The sequence below is a fragment of the Nocardioides sp. NBC_00850 genome (assembly GCF_045207335.1).
In the GTDB taxonomy this organism is placed as follows: Bacteria; Actinomycetota; Actinomycetes; order Propionibacteriales; family Nocardioidaceae; genus Nocardioides.
This window is the reverse complement of the sequence record NZ_CP108845.1, coordinates 5176786-5193338: the sequence shown is the minus strand read 5'-3', so window position 1 is coordinate 5193338 and position 16553 is coordinate 5176786. Positions and strand designations below refer to the sequence as shown.

The following is a 16553-nucleotide window of genomic DNA, read 5'->3' as shown; positions in this document are numbered from 1 at the left end:
GGGTTGGGCACGGGATTGGGATTTGGGCTGATCGGTTCTGTCGCTGCAGGTGGGCGGGGTGGGAGGCGAACGAATTTTCGTTCGGCCCGAGCGGGGGAGGCGAACGAAAATTCGTTCGTCTCAAGACGCCGCGTTGGGCGGGGTGGGGTCTCCGGGTGAAAGAAATTTTTCTTCCACCCGGAGACCCCATGTCTGGCGTAGGCGTGGAGCGGTCACCTTCCGTGGGTGAGTGTGCCGTGGCCACACCCGGGCCGCCGCCCCGATAGCCAGCCAAATCTTTTCTCGACGTGGTCCGGTGTCAAGGATCGCCGCAGGCGACCGGCGTAGCCGGCGGCCGCAGGCCGTCCTTGACTCCGGGGCAGGTCGAGAACACCCTCAAAGAAAGGGTCGGCGGCCCAAGCCCAGCCCCACACAACAGTCGAAAAAACAAGAACAACCCCGCAAAAGGCCAAAGACAAGAGCCCCCAAGCGACACGGCCACAAGAGCAGGAGCACACCAGCGAAACACGCATAGGCTCACCAAAGCCCACACGCCCCACCCGAAGGTCCCAAATGCTCCACTCCACACCAGAGGACCGCAACGTACGTCTCCCAAGACGGCTACTGGCGGCGATGGTGCTGGTTGCGATCTTCGCGCTGAGCCTGAGCAGCTACGTCGCCCTGACCCGGGCGCTGCAGTACCAGACCCGCGACGAGGGGCCGAACGCCGGCTACGCGGTGGAGCTCGCCTCGGGACGGCTGCCGACGATCGACACACCCGTGACGACGGATGCTCGCCGCTATCCCCAGGTCGTCGAGGGGTTGGGGACCATGGTGGACGAGCCGCACCGGCACATCTGGACCGCCAACCACCCTCCGCTCTACTACCTGATGTCGCTGCCGTTCGTGGCTGCGGCCGGGGCGCTCGACGCACCTCAGGTGATGATCGTCGGGATGCGGCTCATCAATGCCGTCGGCACCGCGCTGTGCGTACTGCTGGTGGGCCTGATCGCCTTCGAGGTGACCCGGCGGGAGGCGGTCGCGTTCCTGGCCACCGGGATCAGCGCCTCGTGTGCCGTACTGGTGACCGCCGGCGGGCACATCGCCAACGACGGGGTCGCGGTGGCGGCGTCATCGCTGACCCTGCTGGCGACGATCCGGATCCTGAACCGCGGCCTGTCGCCGGGACGCCTGGCACTGGTTGCCCTGGCCGGGGCCGCCGCGGCAGGGGCGAAGGCGCCGGGGGTCCTGACCGTCGTCCTGTGCGGTGCGGCCATCGCGGTGGCTCTGCTGCTGAGGGACCACTCGCGTCGCGGCGTGCTCCGCGCTCTGGGGGCCTCGGCCGTGGCCACCGGCGTTCCCGCGCTCGCGACCGGATGGTTCTACGTCCGCAACATCGTCCTCTACGGCGACCCGACCGCCACCGATGCGCTGTTGGACAAGTTCGACCGGGAGCCGAACGGGACCTGGTGGCAGGTCGTGACGGACGGTTCGCTCTGGAAGGACTGGTACGAGCGTCTGTGGGTGCCGCTGCTGGCGGAGGGGTACGTCGTGGTCGTCGATGTGCTCGCCGTCGTCGCGGTGGCAGGGCTTCTCGTGCTGCTCGTCCGGCGGCGGATCGCCGGGCCGGCGGATCAGCCCTCCTCGGCGGCGGGATGGTTGCTGCTCACGGTCCATGCGGCGGTCATCCTGGTGAACCTGGTCGGGTTCGTCGCGGGCGGCGGGAACCCGAACGACCGTTATCTGATGCCGCTGATGCCCCTGCTGGCCACGGCGCTCGCCGTCGGCGTCATCGCGCTCGTCGACCTGATCCCGGTCGGCTCCCGTGAGTCGCGGCCGCAACTGGCGGCGGCCGCGATGACCCTGGCGCTGGGCGGGTACGCCCTGCTGATCTTCGACTGGTTCGTCAGCTCGGCCATCTACGCCGGTCGGCTGCCGAACTCCGAGTCGCGGGGGGCCGAGCTCGTGGTCGCCGCGGGCGTGGCGTGCGGTGTGCTCGCCGTCTGCCTCGCGGCCTGGCCGGTCAGGACGTACGCCGCCCGACAACCGCTCCCAGAGCAGCCAGCAGCACGTCGGCAATGAGCAGGAGGACGCGCGAGGCGAGCGCGACGGTGAGCGCCTCGGGGACCCCGATGATCGGGCCGAGAGTGAGGGCGAGCAGCCCCTCGCGGATCCCGGCGCCGGCCGGGGCGGGGATGAACGCGATCCCCGCGGCCCATGCCAGGGCCATCCCACCGGTCGCGGCCGCGACCCCGAGCAGCCCGATCGAGGCGTACGACTGCATCATCACGGCCAGGTGGAGGCCGAAGGCGACCCAGGCGAGCACCGCCCAGCCGATCGCGGTGAAGAGGCCCCGCGCGGTGAGGCGTACGTTGAGGGGTTCCCGGCCGAGCCGGGCGAAGAGCCAGTCGAGCACGCCCGGGACGACGCGCGGGTGCAGGCAGACGGCGAGTGGCACCAGCAGGAGCAGCAGCCACCAGTAGCGGTCGAGGCCCTCGGAGGACGACCAGGGGAGCAGGAGCGCGCCCATGCCGATGCCGCTCGCGACGACGACGCCCATGAAGAGGATGTTGGCGCCGAGCATCGTCCGGCGCGCGACGCCCCAGCGCAGGCCGAACTGCATCTGCGCGACGACCGGCCACACCGAGCCGGGCAGGTACTTGCCCAGCTGGGAGACGTAGAAGACCGAGTGGGACTCGCGCAGCGACGGCCGGATGCCCATGCCGTGCAGGAGGGCGACCCAGGTCTGGCCGATCAGCATGGTGCCGACGATCGCCAGGACCCCGGCGATCGCAACGCGGCCGAGGCTCAGTTCCTGGACCGCGATGGCCAGATCGGCGCGCTCGCGCCAGACCAGGTAGGCGCCGCCGAGCACGACGAGGAGAGCGAGCGCGATCTTGAGCAGCCGCTTCGCCAGGCTGGGTTTCGTCGGGCTGGGCGTAGCCGACGACCCGGCCCCCGTGGCGGAGACCGGGCCGGAGTGGGTCGTTGTCACAGGCTGGTCGTCCACGTCTCGCCGGACTGGGCAGATGACTTGCTCGCGCGCGGCGTGTGCGGCAGGTCGAACTCGGCGACCGAGGTCTGGTCGCGGAGCATCTCGGTGCCGGACTTGCCGAAGCGAGCCTTCTTGGTGTGCTCCAGGTCGTCCTCGATGAGCACCCGGTTGGTGCGGATCAGGTCGGAGATCACGCCGAGCATCGCGGACATGAAGGCCAGGTTGATCAGCACGCCACCGAGCAGCAGCGACTGGATGTGGTTGCCGTTGTCGCCGCTCAGCCACAGCACGAGGTAGCGGAAGAACGGGATCGCCCCGAGGACGAAGAAGAAGGCGGTGAGCCAGACGAAGATGGCGTACGGCTTGTACATCATGTAGGAGCGCACGATCGCCGCGCCCGACTTCATGATGTGCTCCGGCATCGACTTGAACAGCCGCGACTCACGCGTCTTGGCGTTGGTCTCGATCGGCACCGAGGCGATCTTCATCCGCTTGTTGCCCGCCTGGATGATCGTCTCCATGCAGTAGGAGAAGCGGGTCACGGTGTTGAGCAGCATCAGCGACTCACGCGAGTATGCGCGGAAGCCGCTGGCCGCGTCGGGCAGATCGGTCTCGGCGGCCATGTTGACCACCTTGGAGCCGACCTTCTGCAGCTTCTTCTTCAGCCCGGAGAAGTGCTCGATCCGGTCGACCTGCCGGTCGCCGATGACGATGTCGGCCTGGCCGTTGATGATCGGCTGGACCAGGTCGGTGATGCGGTCCTGCGGGTATTGGTTGTCGCCGTCGGTGTTGACCACGATGTCGGCGCCAAGTTCCAGCGCGCGAACCACCCCGTCGTGGAAGGAACGGCCCAGCCCCTGGTTGCGGGAGTGGTGCACGAACTCGCGCACGCCGTGCTCCTTGGCCACCTCGACCGTCCGGTCGGTGCATCCGTCGTCGACGATCAGGATCACGATCTCGTCGATTCCGGGAATCTGCTTCGGAATCGACTCGAGCACGGACGGGAGCGTCTCCTCCTCGTTGAGGCAGGGGACTTGAACGACAAGCTTCACAGGGACCTCAGGGCAAGTAGTGGGACCGGACACAGGATTCGGGGCAGATGAGGGGCTTCTGAACCGCCACATTACCGCGTGGATTCCGCGGCCCCACGCCCCCTCGCGGGTGTCATCCGGCGTATGTGCTAAGGCAACCTGGTGTTCAACACTGGTCTACGCCGTGTCCGTTCCTTTGCCTGCGAGTCGAGCGGCTCGGTGGGCTAGGGACCGGCCTGAGGTCGGGGCAGGTCGTCGCGGAAGCGTGCCGGCCGCCCCTCCTTGCGGGCGCGCGTGGCTTCCTCGAAGTTGTCGGTGAGCAGGCGGAGGTAGAGCTGCCCGATGCCCTCGATCGGCATGTAGCTCTCCATCGAACCGGCTGCGATCCCGGCATGGAGCGACTTCTTGGTCAGCTCGATGCCCGGTTGGGAGAGCTCCGCGATTCGCGTCCCGATCGTGATGGCCTCCTCGAGCACCGGGTCGGCCAGACGCGAGACGAGCCCGATGCGGGCGGCCTCCTCAGCGCCCAGGTCGCGGCCGGTGAACATCAGATCCGCCGCGTGGCTGGAGCCGACCGCCCGCGGCAGCAGATAGCTGAGCCCGAGCTCGCTCGCGGTGAGGCCGTTGTTGATACCGGCTGCACGGAAGTACGCCGCGGTGGAGGCGACCCGGATGTCGCAGGCGAGAGTCAGGCAGAGCCCGCCACCGATGGCCGCACCGTTGACCGCTGCGATGATCGGTTGGTGCAGGCGGCGGATCGTTCCGATCACGTCCTCCAGGAGATCCAGCGACCGTAACGCGTAGCCCGGTCGGGCGAGCCCCTCGGTGTGCGGTGGCCGCCCGGCCGACTCCTGGTCCGCTCCTGCACAGAACGCCCGGCCGGCGCCGGTGATCACGATCGCCCGGACGCTGTTGTCGTGGCCGATCTCGACCAGCTGGTCGCGCACCGGCACCATCACGTCGAACGACATGGCGTTCATCCGCTCGGGACGGTCCAGGGTGAGGACGGCGACGCCGTCGGCGGGGCGGTCGACCGCGACGTACGACATGGTCAGCTCGCCTTCTCGGCGCGGAGGGCGTCGGAGGTCTCCCGGGCACGGCGATAGTCGGCCTTGCCGGTCACGTGTCGTGGCACCTTCTCGACGACGTGCACGGTGCGCGGGACCTTGTAGCCCGAGAGGCGGGTGCGCAGGTGCGCGCGGACGTCCTCGACGTCGAGTGCGACACCTGGCCGGGGCTCGATGAGGGCTGCGACCTGCTGGCCGTAGGTCGGGTGGGGGAGCGCGAAGACGAGGGTGTCGAAGACTCCCGGGTGCGACTTGAGGGCGACCTCGACCTCCTCGGGATAGACCTTCTCGCCGCCGGTGTTGATACAGCCCGATCCGCGTCCGAGCAGGGTCAGCCGATGGCCCTCCTCGATCTGGACATAGTCGCCGGGCACTGCGTACCGGGTGCCGTCGATCTCGATGAACGTGCGCGCAGTCTTCTCCGGATCGCCCAGGTAGCCGATCGGGATGGTGCCCGAGCGTGCCATCAGCCCGATCGCACCGACCTCGCTCGGATCGATGATCCGGTGCTGTTCGTCGACCACGGCGGTCCCCGGGCCGAGGTGCACCAGCGACCCCTTGTCCGCCAGCGTCTCGTGCTCGATCCGTCCGTTGCCGGTCATCCCGGTCTCCGAGGAGCCGATGACGTCGAGCACCACCGCGTCCGGGAACGTCTTGATCCACCGCTCCTTGACCTCGACGGAGAAGAGCGCGGCCGCGCTGGTCACGGTCGTCAGCGTGCTGCCGTCGTAGGTGCCGCGCTCGAACTCCTCGATCAGCGGTCGTGCCATCGCGTCCCCGACCAATGAGATCGTGTTGATCCGTTCGGCCTCGAAGGTCCGCCAGATCGTCGGCGGGTCGAACTTGGGAAGAAGTACGTTGGTCTGCCCGGTGATGAACCGCATCAACATCGCCCACTGCCCGCTGGCGTGCATGATGGGCCCGAGCTGGAGCGAGACCAGCGGCGATGGATTCTCGGCCGCGGCCCGTGACGGCGCGAACTCCTCGATCGGCTCCCGGGTCGCGAAGTCGGTGCCGCCTCCCAGTGCCCGCCAGGCATCCTCCTGCCGCCACACCACGCCTTTGGGATAACCCGTCGTCCCGCCGGTGAAGATGATGAAGACGTCATCAGCGCTGCGCTCGCCGAACCCTCTCGTCGCAGGTTCGCGATCGAGCGCCGTCCGCCAGTCGATGGATTCGTACGCCGCGCTCTCGCCACTCCCGTCGCGGATCGACATCACATGCCGAAGGCGCTCGTGCCGCGACACGACCCCGGCCAGCACCGGTGCATAGCGCTCCTCGTGGACGAGGCCGACGATCCCGGAGTTCTCGAAGAGATAGTCGAGCTCCGCCTCGAGGTAGCGGTAGTTGATGTTGATCGGCACCACCCGCGCCTTGAAGCACCCCAGCATCGCGACCACATGCTCGGCCACGTTGCGAGCCATCAGCCCGACATGCTCGCCCGGCTCGATCCCGGCACCGAGCAGGTGGTGAGCGAAGCGATTGGCCTCCGCGTCCAGCTCGACGTAGGTGTAGCGCACCTCGCCGGCGATCAGCGCCGGTCGCTCCGGGACGACATCGACCACATGCTCGAACAGGTCGGCGATCTGAACAGCCATGAGCGAGACCTTGGTACGTAGGCGGACCGGTGTCACGCCTGCGGTGTCGCTGGGTGGAACGTGTTCTAGATGTCGGCATCCTTCGCGGCCAAGGAGTCGTTCCTGCTTCGCCGCCACCTGCGGAACACGGTCGGGATGAGCAGGAGGCCAAGAAGGACAAGAACGCCGACTGCGGAGATCACCGCCCCGGCCCGCAGGCCCGGCGCGTCATAACGGAGGGCGACCGTGTGGGTCCCGTCGGGGACGGGCACGGCGGCGAAGGCGTGGTTGCCGGCGACCAGGTCCACCGGGCGGCCGTCGACCGTCGCCGACCAGCCCGGGCGGGCGATCGAGTCGGCGACGACGAGGTATCCGGCTCCGTCAGCGGTGACCTCGGCCGAGATCGTCTCGGCCTCGTCGCGGCGTACGTCGACCCGGGCGGTCGAGCCGGACGCGGCCGGCGTCGAGTCGTCGTCGAGAAGCACGGTGCCGGGCGCGACGCCCTCGGTCAGGCGCCGCACTCGCGTGGGCCCGTCGGTGACGACCTCGCTGGTGCCGGCCCAGCGGATCCGGGGCAGTGCGCTCGCGCGCTCGTAGACGACCGCGCCGGCCGAGGCGTGCACCACCCGCAGCCCGTCGCCCTTCTCCGGCCGGACCGCGGCGCAGACCGCGGAACCGTCGGTGCGACCGGCCAGCTGGACAGGCTTCTTCTTCCCCGAGAACGAGATGGTGACCGGCACCGGGCCGGACGCGAAGCGGTGGTCGGGCACGGCGACGCGCAGCTTCTCCCCGCGCTTGAGCGGCCGGTTCACGGCGATGGCCCGCTCGGAGGTGACCTTCTCTGCGCCGGCCCCGACGCTCACCCGGACGACCGTCGGCGTCTGCGCCCGCGGCTTCAGGCCGTCGGGCACGGTGACCTCGATCCCGCGCAGGTCGCCCTGCGGGACCCGGCACGTCGCCTGCTGGCCGGGCATCACCGTCAGCGGCTGCCGCTGCGCGACCGGCACCGGCGTCGGCTCCGAGACCCCGATGACCTCCATCGGCTGGGTCACCCAGTAGCGGACCGAGAGCTGGTCGAGCACCGGCTGACGCCCCGGCGTGGGCACGTTGGCGGGGAAGTCGCTGTAGGTCGGGGACAGCTGGGCGTCCGGGCTGACCGCGGCGATCAGCGCCTTCCACTCCGGCGAGGTGAACTCATGGCCTGTCGGCGTACGCAGCCGGTAGTGGTCGGCGACGGCCGAGTGCTCCCAGCTCGAGGCGCCGTAGCGCTCCTCGCCCAGGTTCTCCTTGAGGAACTCGTGGGCCGGTGTGACCGGGTAGAACTCGTCGCGGTCGGTGAGCGGCAGCACCTCGCGCGCGAACATCGTGCTCTGCGCGAGCACCGCCAGCACGAGCACCAGCGGCCCCAGCAGCCGCAGCCGGCCCCGCAGCAGCAGCGTCGCCGCCACCGCGAGGACCGAGACCACTCCCAGCAGCGCCGGCACCCGCAGCTTCGCGGCGAGGTCCGGGATAGGTCGCGAGGCGCCGTCGATGTAGACGTACGCCGCATACAGGAAGTACGCAGCCACCCCCGCAGCCGCCAGCAGCAGGACCAGCGACACCACCAGACGCGGACGCCAGGGCCGACCCTCCTCATCAGCAGACCGCGACACCTCGGCCCGCTGGAGGAGACGCTCCAGCCCGATCCCGGCCAGCACCGCACACAGGAACCCGAAGATCGAGTTGGCCCGCCCGAAGCTGTTGGAGCTGTAGCCGGGCAGCTTCTGGAGCAGCTCGAGCGGCAGCCCGCCGATCCACAGCAGCCAGACGACCGCGGCCAGCACGACCGCGAGCAGGGCGGGCGTCGAGGGGCGGCGACCGCCGGGGAGCCTGACGATCAGGGCGCACAGGACCAGGATCAGCGCCGCGACGCCGATGAAGGAGATCGACTCGATCGGGTTGTCCTCGCCGAACCAGAGCCCGTCGACGCAGGTGCCGTAGACGTCGGGGGCAACCGTCGTCAGCGCGAGACTGGCGGGCTTGACCTGGTTGGGGACCCGCCCGTCGAGCCCGAGAGCGCTCATGTTGAGCGCGAAGGGGAGCACCTGGACCGCGGAGAGCGCGACCCCGAGCCCGACCCCGCCGGCGGCGATGCCGCCCGCGACCAGCGTGCGCCGCATGTCCCGCAGCGCCAGCGCCCGGACGACCACGTAGATCCCGCCCAGGGTCAGCGCGAACATCGTCACCGCCGGGAACCCGCCGAGCAGCATCGCCGCGACGACCAGGCCGACGGCGGCGAGGTCGCGCGCGCCGCGCTCCCGCACCGCACGGTCCAGAGCCCACAGCAGCAGCGGGACCAGGCAGGCGACCTTGGTGTGCGGCCAGTTGGTCCACATCATCATGAACCCGGAGGTGAAGAAGACCAGCCCGGCGACCAGCGCGATGCTGCGCCGCACCCCGAGCCGGCCGAGGAACAGCATCATCCCGGCCAGCACCAGGACCAGCTCGGTCAGCTTCACCCAAGCCGGCGCCAGCCACATCGGCATCACCCAGTAGGGCCACGAGACCGGGCTCAGCACGGCGTGGTTCGGCAGCGAGGCCAGCGGCGCGCCCCCCACCTCGTACGGCGCCCAGGTCTGCCAGTTGCCGTGACGCGCGCCCTCGACGATGTTCTCGACGCCGGGCAGGTAGTAGTCCCAGGTGTCGCCGCGGCACCACAGCGTCCCTTGCGGGATCGGGCCGTCGGCGGCGTACGGCATCATCGCGTGCAGCCATCCGGTGTCCAGCAGCATGCCCTGTCCCACGAGCGCGGGACCGAAGGTCACCGCCACGAAGAGGACGAGAAGTGCCAGGACGACGCCCGAGCGCCACCGATCGGATGGGATCACAGCCGGAAATCTATGAGTAGTCGGGAACGGGCGCCGGTAGCGCGCGCGGTAGGTCGTTCAAGTTGTCTTTCGGTCGTTCCGGCCGGCGGGTCAGTCGCGCTTGGTCGCGACGGCCACCAGCCCGGTGCCGGTGTCGGGCCGTAGCCGTTGCAGGGCCATGAACGGGCTGGTCGCGAGGGCGATGGCGGCGCCCTTGAGCCGACCGCTGGGCTGGAACGTACGTCCGGTCGCCCGGGTGAGCTCCTCGGGTGTGAGGTCGCCCACCTTCTCCAGCTTCCTGGCGTCGATCCGGTTGCGGACCGCCTCCAGGGCGTAGCCGAGCGGCCAGCCGTAGACGGTGATGTCGACCTCGCCCAGACCGGCCTCCTCCAGCCGGTTGGTCAGCTCCTCGGGGCTGTAGCGACGGAAGTGGCCGGCGTGCCGGTCCATCGGACCGAACCGCTCCTGGAAGGCCGGCACCGACAGCACCAGCTGCCCACCGGGGCGGACGTGGGTGACCCATTCGGCCAGCGCCCCCTTGTCGTCCTCGATGTGCTCGAGCACCTCGAAGGCGCAGACCATGTCGTACGTCCTCCCCGACTCCAGCTCCGAGGACATCGCGTTGAGCACCGTTCCGCCCATGCAGGTGATCCGCTCGTACGCCACCGCGAACGAGTCCGCGTCGGGCTCGATCCCGAGGTAGTCGGCGCGGGTGGCCAGGCGGGCACCGAAGGCGCCCTGACCGCAGCCGATCTCCAGCGCCGTCGCCGGCGCCAGCCGGTCGATGATCCGGCTGACGACGTCGTAGCGGAGCCAGGCGCGGGGTGCGAGCGGAGGCAGCGGGCGGTCGGTGGCGGTGAGCGGCATCTGGTTCCTGGGTCGGGTTGGGTTCACGTAAGACATTCGAGGATGGGGGAGGCGACGGCCTGCGGGGTGTAGTGCTCGCGAGCCTGCTCGTAGGCCGCCTCGCGGAGGCGCTGGGCCTCGTCCGGGTCGTCGGCGAGCTTGGTCAGGGCCGAGGCGAGCTCCTCGGGGCTTCCGGGGGAGACGAGCATGGCCGCGCTCTCCAGCATCCGCCGCTGGGGCGCGGTGTCGGAGGTGACGACGACGGCGCCGGCGGCGGCGCCCTGGAACGCCTTGTTGGGCACCACCCGACGTGCTTGCGGGACGGTGCCGAAGATGCCGAGGCTGACATCGAACCCGGCGACGAAGTCGGGCAGGTCCTCGGCGTCGACCCAGTCGACCCAGGAGACGCGCGGGTTGCCGGCCGCGAGGCGCCGGGCCTCGTCGTACTGCTGGCCCTGGCCCACCATCGTCACCTCGATCCGCTCGTCGTCGGCGAGGATGTCGAGGGCGTCGGCGATCACCGGGGCGCCGTGGGTGGGGGAGAAGAGGCCGACGAAGACAGCCTTCAGCGGCTCCTCGGTCGGCCGCTCGAGCGCCCTGGCGCCCGCGTCGAACCACTCCTTGGTGGCACCCACCGGGCACACGACCGAGTGCCGGCGTACGTCCTCGGGCAATCCCTCCTGCTGCTCGACCGTGTCCACGATGACCACGTCGGCCTGCTTCAGCGCCATCTTGTCGATCGCCTTCATCAGGCGCAGCTTCAACCCGCCCGAGCCGGCCAGCCGCCGGTTGGTGGCGACCCCGGCCGCCGAGACCATGTGGTCGAGCAGGATGGTCGAACGCGGGTGGAGGAGACGGGCCAGGTGTACGTCGAAGTGACCCAGATAGCCGACCAGCACGGCGTCGGGACGCCCGCGCCGTCGCAGCGACTCCACGACCAGCCCGCTCCAGCAGGTCAGCAGGCGCAGCACGAGCAGCGGCAACCGCCACGGTTGTCGCAGGATCGCCACCCTCGCCGCGGTGTCCAGGCCGAGCGGCCGGTTGACCTCGGTGACCTCCGCGCCACAGGCGCGTAAGCCCTCGATGAGTACCGCGACCCGCGGATGGGAGGCCACGTCGTAGGTGCCGAAGGCGACGATGTGCATCACCTCAACGTTAGGGTCGAGGTCAAGGAAAGTTCGAGCAGCACACCCCGCATCTGAGATGTCGGCACCCGAAAAGTGCTGCCAAGGAGGACCCGTGGGCCGAGGTTGGACGAAGGCGGTGCCGCTCAAGGCGGTGGTCGTCGCGATCGTCGTCCTGGTGGCGGCGTACGCGGTCCACCGCAACTGGGACGCGCTCGTGCGGGGCTTCGAGGAGCTGCCGCTGTGGGTGCTCGGTGTCGCCTTCGCGCTGACCGTGCTCGCCCAGTGCGTCGCGCTGCTGATGTGGCGGGTGGTGCTGGCCGATCTCGGCTCGCCGCTCCCACTGGTGCCCGCGGCCAGGATCTTCTACGTCAGCCAGCTGGGGAAGTACCTGCCCGGCTCGGTCTGGACGATCGTCGGACAGATGGAGCTGGCCCGCGCCGAGCGGGTGCCGCGGCGTACGTCCCTGACCCAGGGTGTTCTCGTGCTGGCGATCGCCGTCGGCGCAGGGGTGATGGTGTCGGTGCTGCTGATGCCGTTCCTCGGCCAGGAGACGTTCGCGCGCTACTGGTGGGCGGTCCTGCTCCTGCCGCTGATCCTGGTGGCGCTGCATCCGCCGGTCTTCGCGAAGGTCGCCGACACCGGACTACGGCTGCTGCGTCGCGAGCCGCTCCGGGTGCTGCCGACCTGGCGGGGGATCGGCACGGCGCTGGCGCTGCAGAGCCTGGTCTGGCTCCTGCTCGGTCTCCAGATCTGGGTCGTCGTGGTCGGCCTGGGCGGCGACCCGCTGCCTTCGTTGCTGGCCAGCGTCGGCGGCTATGCGCTCGGGTTCAGCCTGGGCATGGCCGCGATCGGGCTCCCGGCCGGCGCCGGGCTGCGTGAGGCCGTCCTGGTGGTCGCCCTCTCCGGCGTCCTCTCGCCCGGGCTGGCCCTGCTGGTCGCTCTGCTGGCCCGCGGGATCGCCGTCCTGGTCGATGTCGTCGTCGCTTTCATCGCCGCTTTCCTGACCCGTCGCGCCGGCGACCTTCCCTCACCAGCCATCGAACCCCTCGGGAGACCCCTGTGCCCACCGCACGGCCCACCGCACCGCAGCTCTGGACCGCCGGCCTGATCGCCAACCTGATCACCTGTGCCGGCGTCTGCGCCGGCTACGCGCTCTCCTCGCCGCTCTACGGCACCAAGGACGAGGTGGCCCACGTCGACCACGCCTACCAGCTGTGGCACGGCACCCTGATCAGCATCGGCGACCCGATGCGGATGCCGCAGATCTGGGGCTACACGCTGCCCTTCGACTGGACCGGCCAGCATCCACCGCTCTTCTACCTGCTGCTGGCACCCGTGGTCGGACCGCTCACCGACGCCGGCCACCTGCTCGCCGCCGGGATGGCGGCCCGCGGCATCGCCCTCGTGATCACCTGCCTGGTCGTGGCCGCGGTGATGTGGACGACCCGCCAGATCGTCCCCAGCCGCCCCGAGGTGTCGGTCGCGGCCGGCCTGGTCACCGCGCTCAGCCCGGCACTGACCAGGCTCGGTGGCGTCGTCTTCAACGACAACCTGTTCGTGCTGTGGGCCACCCTCCTGGTCGGCCAGACGGTCTGGCTGCTCCGCAACGGGTCCCGGACCGGCGGGCTGGTGCTCTTCGGCCTGTACGCCGCCGCCGCCCTCGGCACCCGGCTCCCCGGCGTCGTCTTCATCGGCCTGTGCGCGACGACCCTCGGCCTGGTCTGGCTGATCGGCCCGCGCCGTGACTGGACGGGCATCCTGCGTCTGGGCATCGCGGTGCTCCTCGCCGTCGCCGTCAACGCGTGGTTCTACATCCGCAACTTCCGTGCCACCGGCAACTGGTCCGGCATGCAGACCGACCTCGTCGGCAAGCCCGGTGGCCCCCTGCAGGAACGGGAGGTACGTCCCGTGCTCGACGTCGCCACCGACCCCGACATCTGGTGCCAGCTGCTGATCCCGCCGGCGCTCCAGGAGCACATCACCATCGGTGCCGTGCTCACCATCGCCCCGCTCGTGCTCGGGCTGATCGTCGGCCTCCGCGCGTTCTCCCGGTCGCGGCGGGAGCCCGTCCGGGTGGCGACGGCGCTGCTGCTGCTCGCTCTGACCGCGGTCATCGTCGGGATCCAGCTGAACTACGCGGCTGGTGGCGGGGGAGCGTACTGGCGCTATCTCATCCCGCTCACCGTCGTGACCAGTCTGCTCACCGCGCTCGGGCTCGCTGCCACGCCGCGTCTGGCGGGGCCGGCGGTCGCGGTCTGGGCCGCGGCGGCGTTCGCGGTCTTCGCCGCCCACATCGCTCCGCCGAACCCGTCCGGCGGCGATCTGGCCACCGCACCGGTCTTCCAGTCGGCGGCCTGGGTCGCGACGGGCATCGCCGGTGTCGCGTGTGTGGCCGGTGTGGTGACCGTCCTTTTGGTCGCCGTCGTCCGGTCCCGGTAAGATCTCATCTGATCTGTCGTGCCCTCATCCGGAAGTGAAACATGACTGCCCTGGACCCGAGAGCGCCGCTCGTGCTCGATACACGCGAGCTCGGCCGCCGCCCGGGGTCCGAGCGTCACGTTGAGCGGACGGTGCCGGCGCCGGCGGATCTTGGTATCGAAGTCCTCTCTGTCCCTGAGGGTTCGCCGGTCGAGTTCGACCTGCGGCTCGAGGCGGTCATGGAGGGTGTGCTGGTCACGGGGACGGCTTTTGCTGTCCTCGAGGGCGAGTGCGTGCGGTGCCTGGAGCCGATCGAGGACGAAGCCGAGGTCGACATCCAGGAGCTGTACGTCTACAACGACTCTCGTGACGGCCAGGCCCCTGACGAGGACGACGAGACCAGCCGGACCGAGGGCGACCTGATCGACCTCGAGCCGGTGCTCAGGGATGCGGTGGTGCTCGCACTGCCGTTCCAGCCGATGTGCCAGGACGACTGTCCGGGACTGTGCCCCGAGTGTGGGGCGCGGCTCGCGGATGAGCCCGGGCACAACCACGGCGACAAGGTCGACCCGCGCTGGGCGGGGCTGGCTTCGCTGAAAGATGAGCCCAGCAACTAGAGTTCGCCAGTAACTAGGCTTCAGTAGCCGGTCGAGATCCGACCGGCCGAATAAGAGGAGAAAACAGTGGCTGTCCCGAAGCGGAAGATGTCGCGCAGCAACACCCGTCACCGCCGCTCGGCCTGGAAGGCCGTTGCGCCGACCCTGGTGACGTGCGCGAACCCCGCCTGCGGCGCCAAGCACATCCCGCACCGTGCGTGCGGCGAGTGCGGCCAGTACGGCGCTCGCGCCGAGCGTCGCCAGGTCCTCTGATCTGACACGCGGTTAGTCTCCTGACCAACTACGCCGAGCTTCGCAAAGCGCTCGGGGATCCGATCCTGGACCCCGAGCTGCTTGAGCGTTCGCTGACACACCGGTCCTACGCCTACGAGAACGGTGGCCTGCCCACCAACGAGCGCCTGGAGTTCCTGGGCGACTCGGTGCTCGGCGTCGTGGTCACCGAGACCCTGTATCGCATCCACCCCGACCTGCCCGAGGGCAAGCTGGCCAAGCTGCGGGCGGCAGTTGTGAACGCCCGCGCCCTGGCCGAGGTCGGTCAGGCCATCGGCCTCGGCCAGCACATCAAGCTGGGCCGTGGCGAGGAGGCCACCGGTGGGCGCGAGAAGGCGTCGATCGTCTCCGACACCGTGGAAGCGGTGATCGGAGCGGTCCACCTCTCCGGTGGCATCGAGGTCTCCACCGTCCTCGTCCACCGACTCTTCGACCCCCTCATCGAGGCGGCCTCCGACCTCGGTGCCGGGCTCGACTGGAAGACCTCCCTGCAGGAGCTCGCCGCCGAGCGTGCCCTCGGTGTGCCCGAATACGTCATCACCGATGAGGGCCCCGACCACATGAAGACCTTCACCGCGAAGGTCCGAGTCGGCGAGCAGCTCTACGGCAACGGCGTCGGCCGCTCCAAGAAGGAGGCCGAGCAGGCCGCCGCGGAGACGGCCTACGGCGAGATCCAAGCCGCTGCCTCCTCTTCCGCCTGAGACGGACTGTCCTTGCCTGAGCTTCCCGAGGTCGAGGTCGTCCGCGCCGGCCTCGAGCGCCACGTACTCGGCGCGAGGATCGTCGCTGTCGAGGTCCTGCACCCCAGGCCCGTACGCCGCCACCTCGCCGGTGCCTCGGCCTTCGCCGAGGAGCTGAGGGGCCGCGTGCTCGTCGGCGCCCGCCGCCGCGGCAAGTATCTGTGGCTGCCGCTGGACTCCGGTGACGCGCTCATGGCCCACCTCGGGATGAGCGGCCAGATGCTCGTCCAGCCGCCGGCCTCGCCCGACGAGCGGCACCTGCGCGTCCGGATCCGCCTCGACGGCGCCGCGGAGGGCCGCGAGCTCCGCTTCGTCGACCAGCGCATGTTCGGCGGCCTCTCGATCAGCCCCGGGGGAGGCGAGCTCCCGCCCGAGATCGTCCACATCGCCCCGGACCCGCTCGAGGCCGCCTTCGATGCGGAGGCGGTCGTGGCCCGCGTACGCCGCTCCTCTAGCGGCATCAAGCGGATCCTGCTCAACCAGACCTTGATCAGCGGCGTCGGCAACATCTACGCCGACGAGGCCCTGTGGCGCGCGAAGCTGCACGGCGAACGGCCGGGGGACCGGCTGACCGGCCCCAAGGTGCGCGAGCTGCTCGGCCACGTGCGCGATGTGATGACCGAAGCGCTGTCCCAGGGCGGCACCTCCTTCGACGCGCTCTACGTCAACGTGAACGGCGAGTCGGGCTATTTCGAGCGGTCGCTCGCTGCGTACGGACGTGAGGGCGAGCCCTGCGACCGGTGCGGTGCCCCGATGCGCCGCACCGCCTTCATGAACCGCTCCTCCTACTTCTGCCCCACCTGCCAGCCGGCACCTCGAACCCGGCGAATCCCGGGGTAGATAGTCCATCTGGGCTATTGCTCACGGCCCCTTCGGATCAACCGAATGTTGCGGGCCCGTGACAGTTCCGACGATCCTCAGCGTTGGTTAAGGAAACCGGATTCCCGTGGGTTAATCTCTGGTCCGTTCGTCTCCGTTCGTCCTGGGTGCAGCGATGCGCCGGCTGGGCGCAGCAGACGACGCACCGCCTTGTTCGGGCT

The 16553-nt window shown here is 69.8% G+C and carries 14 protein-coding genes; 7 read left to right on the top strand and 7 right to left on the bottom strand.

Annotated features, from left to right (window positions below; all coding sequences use genetic code 11):
• Nucleotides 1-552 precede the first annotated feature (552 nt).
• The gene (locus OH802_RS25145; RefSeq protein ID WP_406023151.1) at nt 553-2061 is read left to right on the top strand and encodes a phospholipid carrier-dependent glycosyltransferase; all 1509 of its coding nucleotides are present in this window, start codon (nt 553-555) and stop codon (nt 2059-2061) included.
• Here the strand turns inward: OH802_RS25145 and OH802_RS25140 are convergent.
• The 7 genes from OH802_RS25140 to OH802_RS25110 all read right to left on the bottom strand — a co-directional run bounded on the left by OH802_RS25140 (nt 2003) and on the right by OH802_RS25110 (nt 11486).
• Nucleotides 2003-2974: a hypothetical protein gene (locus tag OH802_RS25140; protein WP_406023150.1), complete on the bottom strand. Its 972-nt coding sequence runs from the start codon at nt 2972-2974 to the stop codon at nt 2003-2005. The genes OH802_RS25145 and OH802_RS25140 overlap by 59 nt on opposite strands.
• On the bottom strand, nt 2971-3972 hold the full coding sequence (locus tag OH802_RS25135) for a glycosyltransferase family 2 protein (RefSeq protein WP_406023149.1): 1002 nt from the start codon (nt 3970-3972) through the stop codon (nt 2971-2973). Before OH802_RS25135 ends, OH802_RS25140 begins: the two co-directional genes overlap by 4 nt.
• Nucleotides 3973-4229: 257 nt before the next feature.
• A complete protein-coding gene (locus tag OH802_RS25130; protein ID WP_406023148.1) occupies nt 4230-5054 on the bottom strand; it encodes an enoyl-CoA hydratase in 825 nt (274 codons plus the stop codon).
• Nucleotides 5055-5056: 2 nt separating this feature from the next.
• Nucleotides 5057-6670, bottom strand: a complete 1614-nt coding sequence (locus OH802_RS25125) for an acyl-CoA synthetase (RefSeq protein ID WP_406023147.1) — start codon at nt 6668-6670, stop codon at nt 5057-5059.
• Nucleotides 6671-6735: 65 nt separating this feature from the next.
• Complete coding sequence (locus OH802_RS25120) at nt 6736-9516, bottom strand: YfhO family protein (protein ID WP_406023146.1); 2781 nt, start codon at nt 9514-9516, stop codon at nt 6736-6738.
• Between the two features lie 90 nt (nt 9517-9606).
• The gene (locus tag OH802_RS25115) at nt 9607-10389 is read right to left on the bottom strand and encodes a class I SAM-dependent methyltransferase (protein ID WP_406023145.1); all 783 of its coding nucleotides are present in this window, start codon (nt 10387-10389) and stop codon (nt 9607-9609) included.
• Entirely contained in the window at nt 10386-11486 is a 1101-nt protein-coding gene (locus OH802_RS25110) for a glycosyltransferase (protein ID WP_406023144.1), read from the bottom strand. Before OH802_RS25110 ends, OH802_RS25115 begins: the two co-directional genes overlap by 4 nt.
• Nucleotides 11487-11580: 94 nt before the next feature.
• Between OH802_RS25110 and OH802_RS25105 the strand changes: the two genes are divergently transcribed.
• The 6 genes from OH802_RS25105 to mutM all read left to right on the top strand — a co-directional run bounded on the left by OH802_RS25105 (nt 11581) and on the right by mutM (nt 16353).
• Nucleotides 11581-12576 (top strand): lysylphosphatidylglycerol synthase domain-containing protein, encoded by a 996-nt coding sequence (locus OH802_RS25105; protein WP_406023143.1) that lies wholly within the window; start codon nt 11581-11583, stop codon nt 12574-12576.
• Complete coding sequence (locus OH802_RS25100) at nt 12528-13907, top strand: hypothetical protein (RefSeq protein WP_406023142.1); 1380 nt, start codon at nt 12528-12530, stop codon at nt 13905-13907. The genes OH802_RS25105 and OH802_RS25100 overlap by 49 nt, the downstream gene beginning before the upstream one ends.
• A gap of 41 nt (nt 13908-13948) precedes the next feature.
• Entirely contained in the window at nt 13949-14503 is a 555-nt protein-coding gene (locus tag OH802_RS25095) for a YceD family protein (RefSeq protein ID WP_406023141.1), read from the top strand.
• 66 nt (nt 14504-14569) lie between these two features.
• Nucleotides 14570-14755: a 50S ribosomal protein L32 gene (gene rpmF / locus OH802_RS25090; RefSeq protein ID WP_008358292.1), complete on the top strand. Its 186-nt coding sequence runs from the start codon at nt 14570-14572 to the stop codon at nt 14753-14755.
• Between the two features lie 20 nt (nt 14756-14775).
• Nucleotides 14776-15474: a ribonuclease III gene (rnc, locus tag OH802_RS25085; protein ID WP_355020137.1), complete on the top strand. Its 699-nt coding sequence runs from the start codon at nt 14776-14778 to the stop codon at nt 15472-15474.
• A 12-nt stretch (nt 15475-15486) separates the two neighbouring features.
• Nucleotides 15487-16353 (top strand): bifunctional DNA-formamidopyrimidine glycosylase/DNA-(apurinic or apyrimidinic site) lyase, encoded by an 867-nt coding sequence (gene mutM, locus OH802_RS25080; protein ID WP_406023140.1) that lies wholly within the window; start codon nt 15487-15489, stop codon nt 16351-16353.
• Nucleotides 16354-16553: the final 200 nt, after the last annotated feature.

Excerpts from the sequence above, each read along its gene's own strand:
- OH802_RS25130 (WP_406023148.1), bottom strand. The coding sequence starts at position 5,054 with ATGTCGTACGTCGCGGTCGACCGCCCCGCCGACGGCGTCGCCGTCCTC.
- OH802_RS25125 (WP_406023147.1), bottom strand. The coding sequence starts at position 6,670 with ATGGCTGTTCAGATCGCCGACCTGTTCGAGCATGTGGTCGATGTCGTC.
- OH802_RS25145 (WP_406023151.1), top strand. The coding sequence starts at position 553 with ATGCTCCACTCCACACCAGAGGACCGCAACGTACGTCTCCCAAGACGG.
- OH802_RS25095 (WP_406023141.1), top strand. The coding sequence starts at position 13,949 with ATGACTGCCCTGGACCCGAGAGCGCCGCTCGTGCTCGATACACGCGAG.
- OH802_RS25110 (WP_406023144.1), bottom strand. The coding sequence starts at position 11,486 with ATGCACATCGTCGCCTTCGGCACCTACGACGTGGCCTCCCATCCGCGG.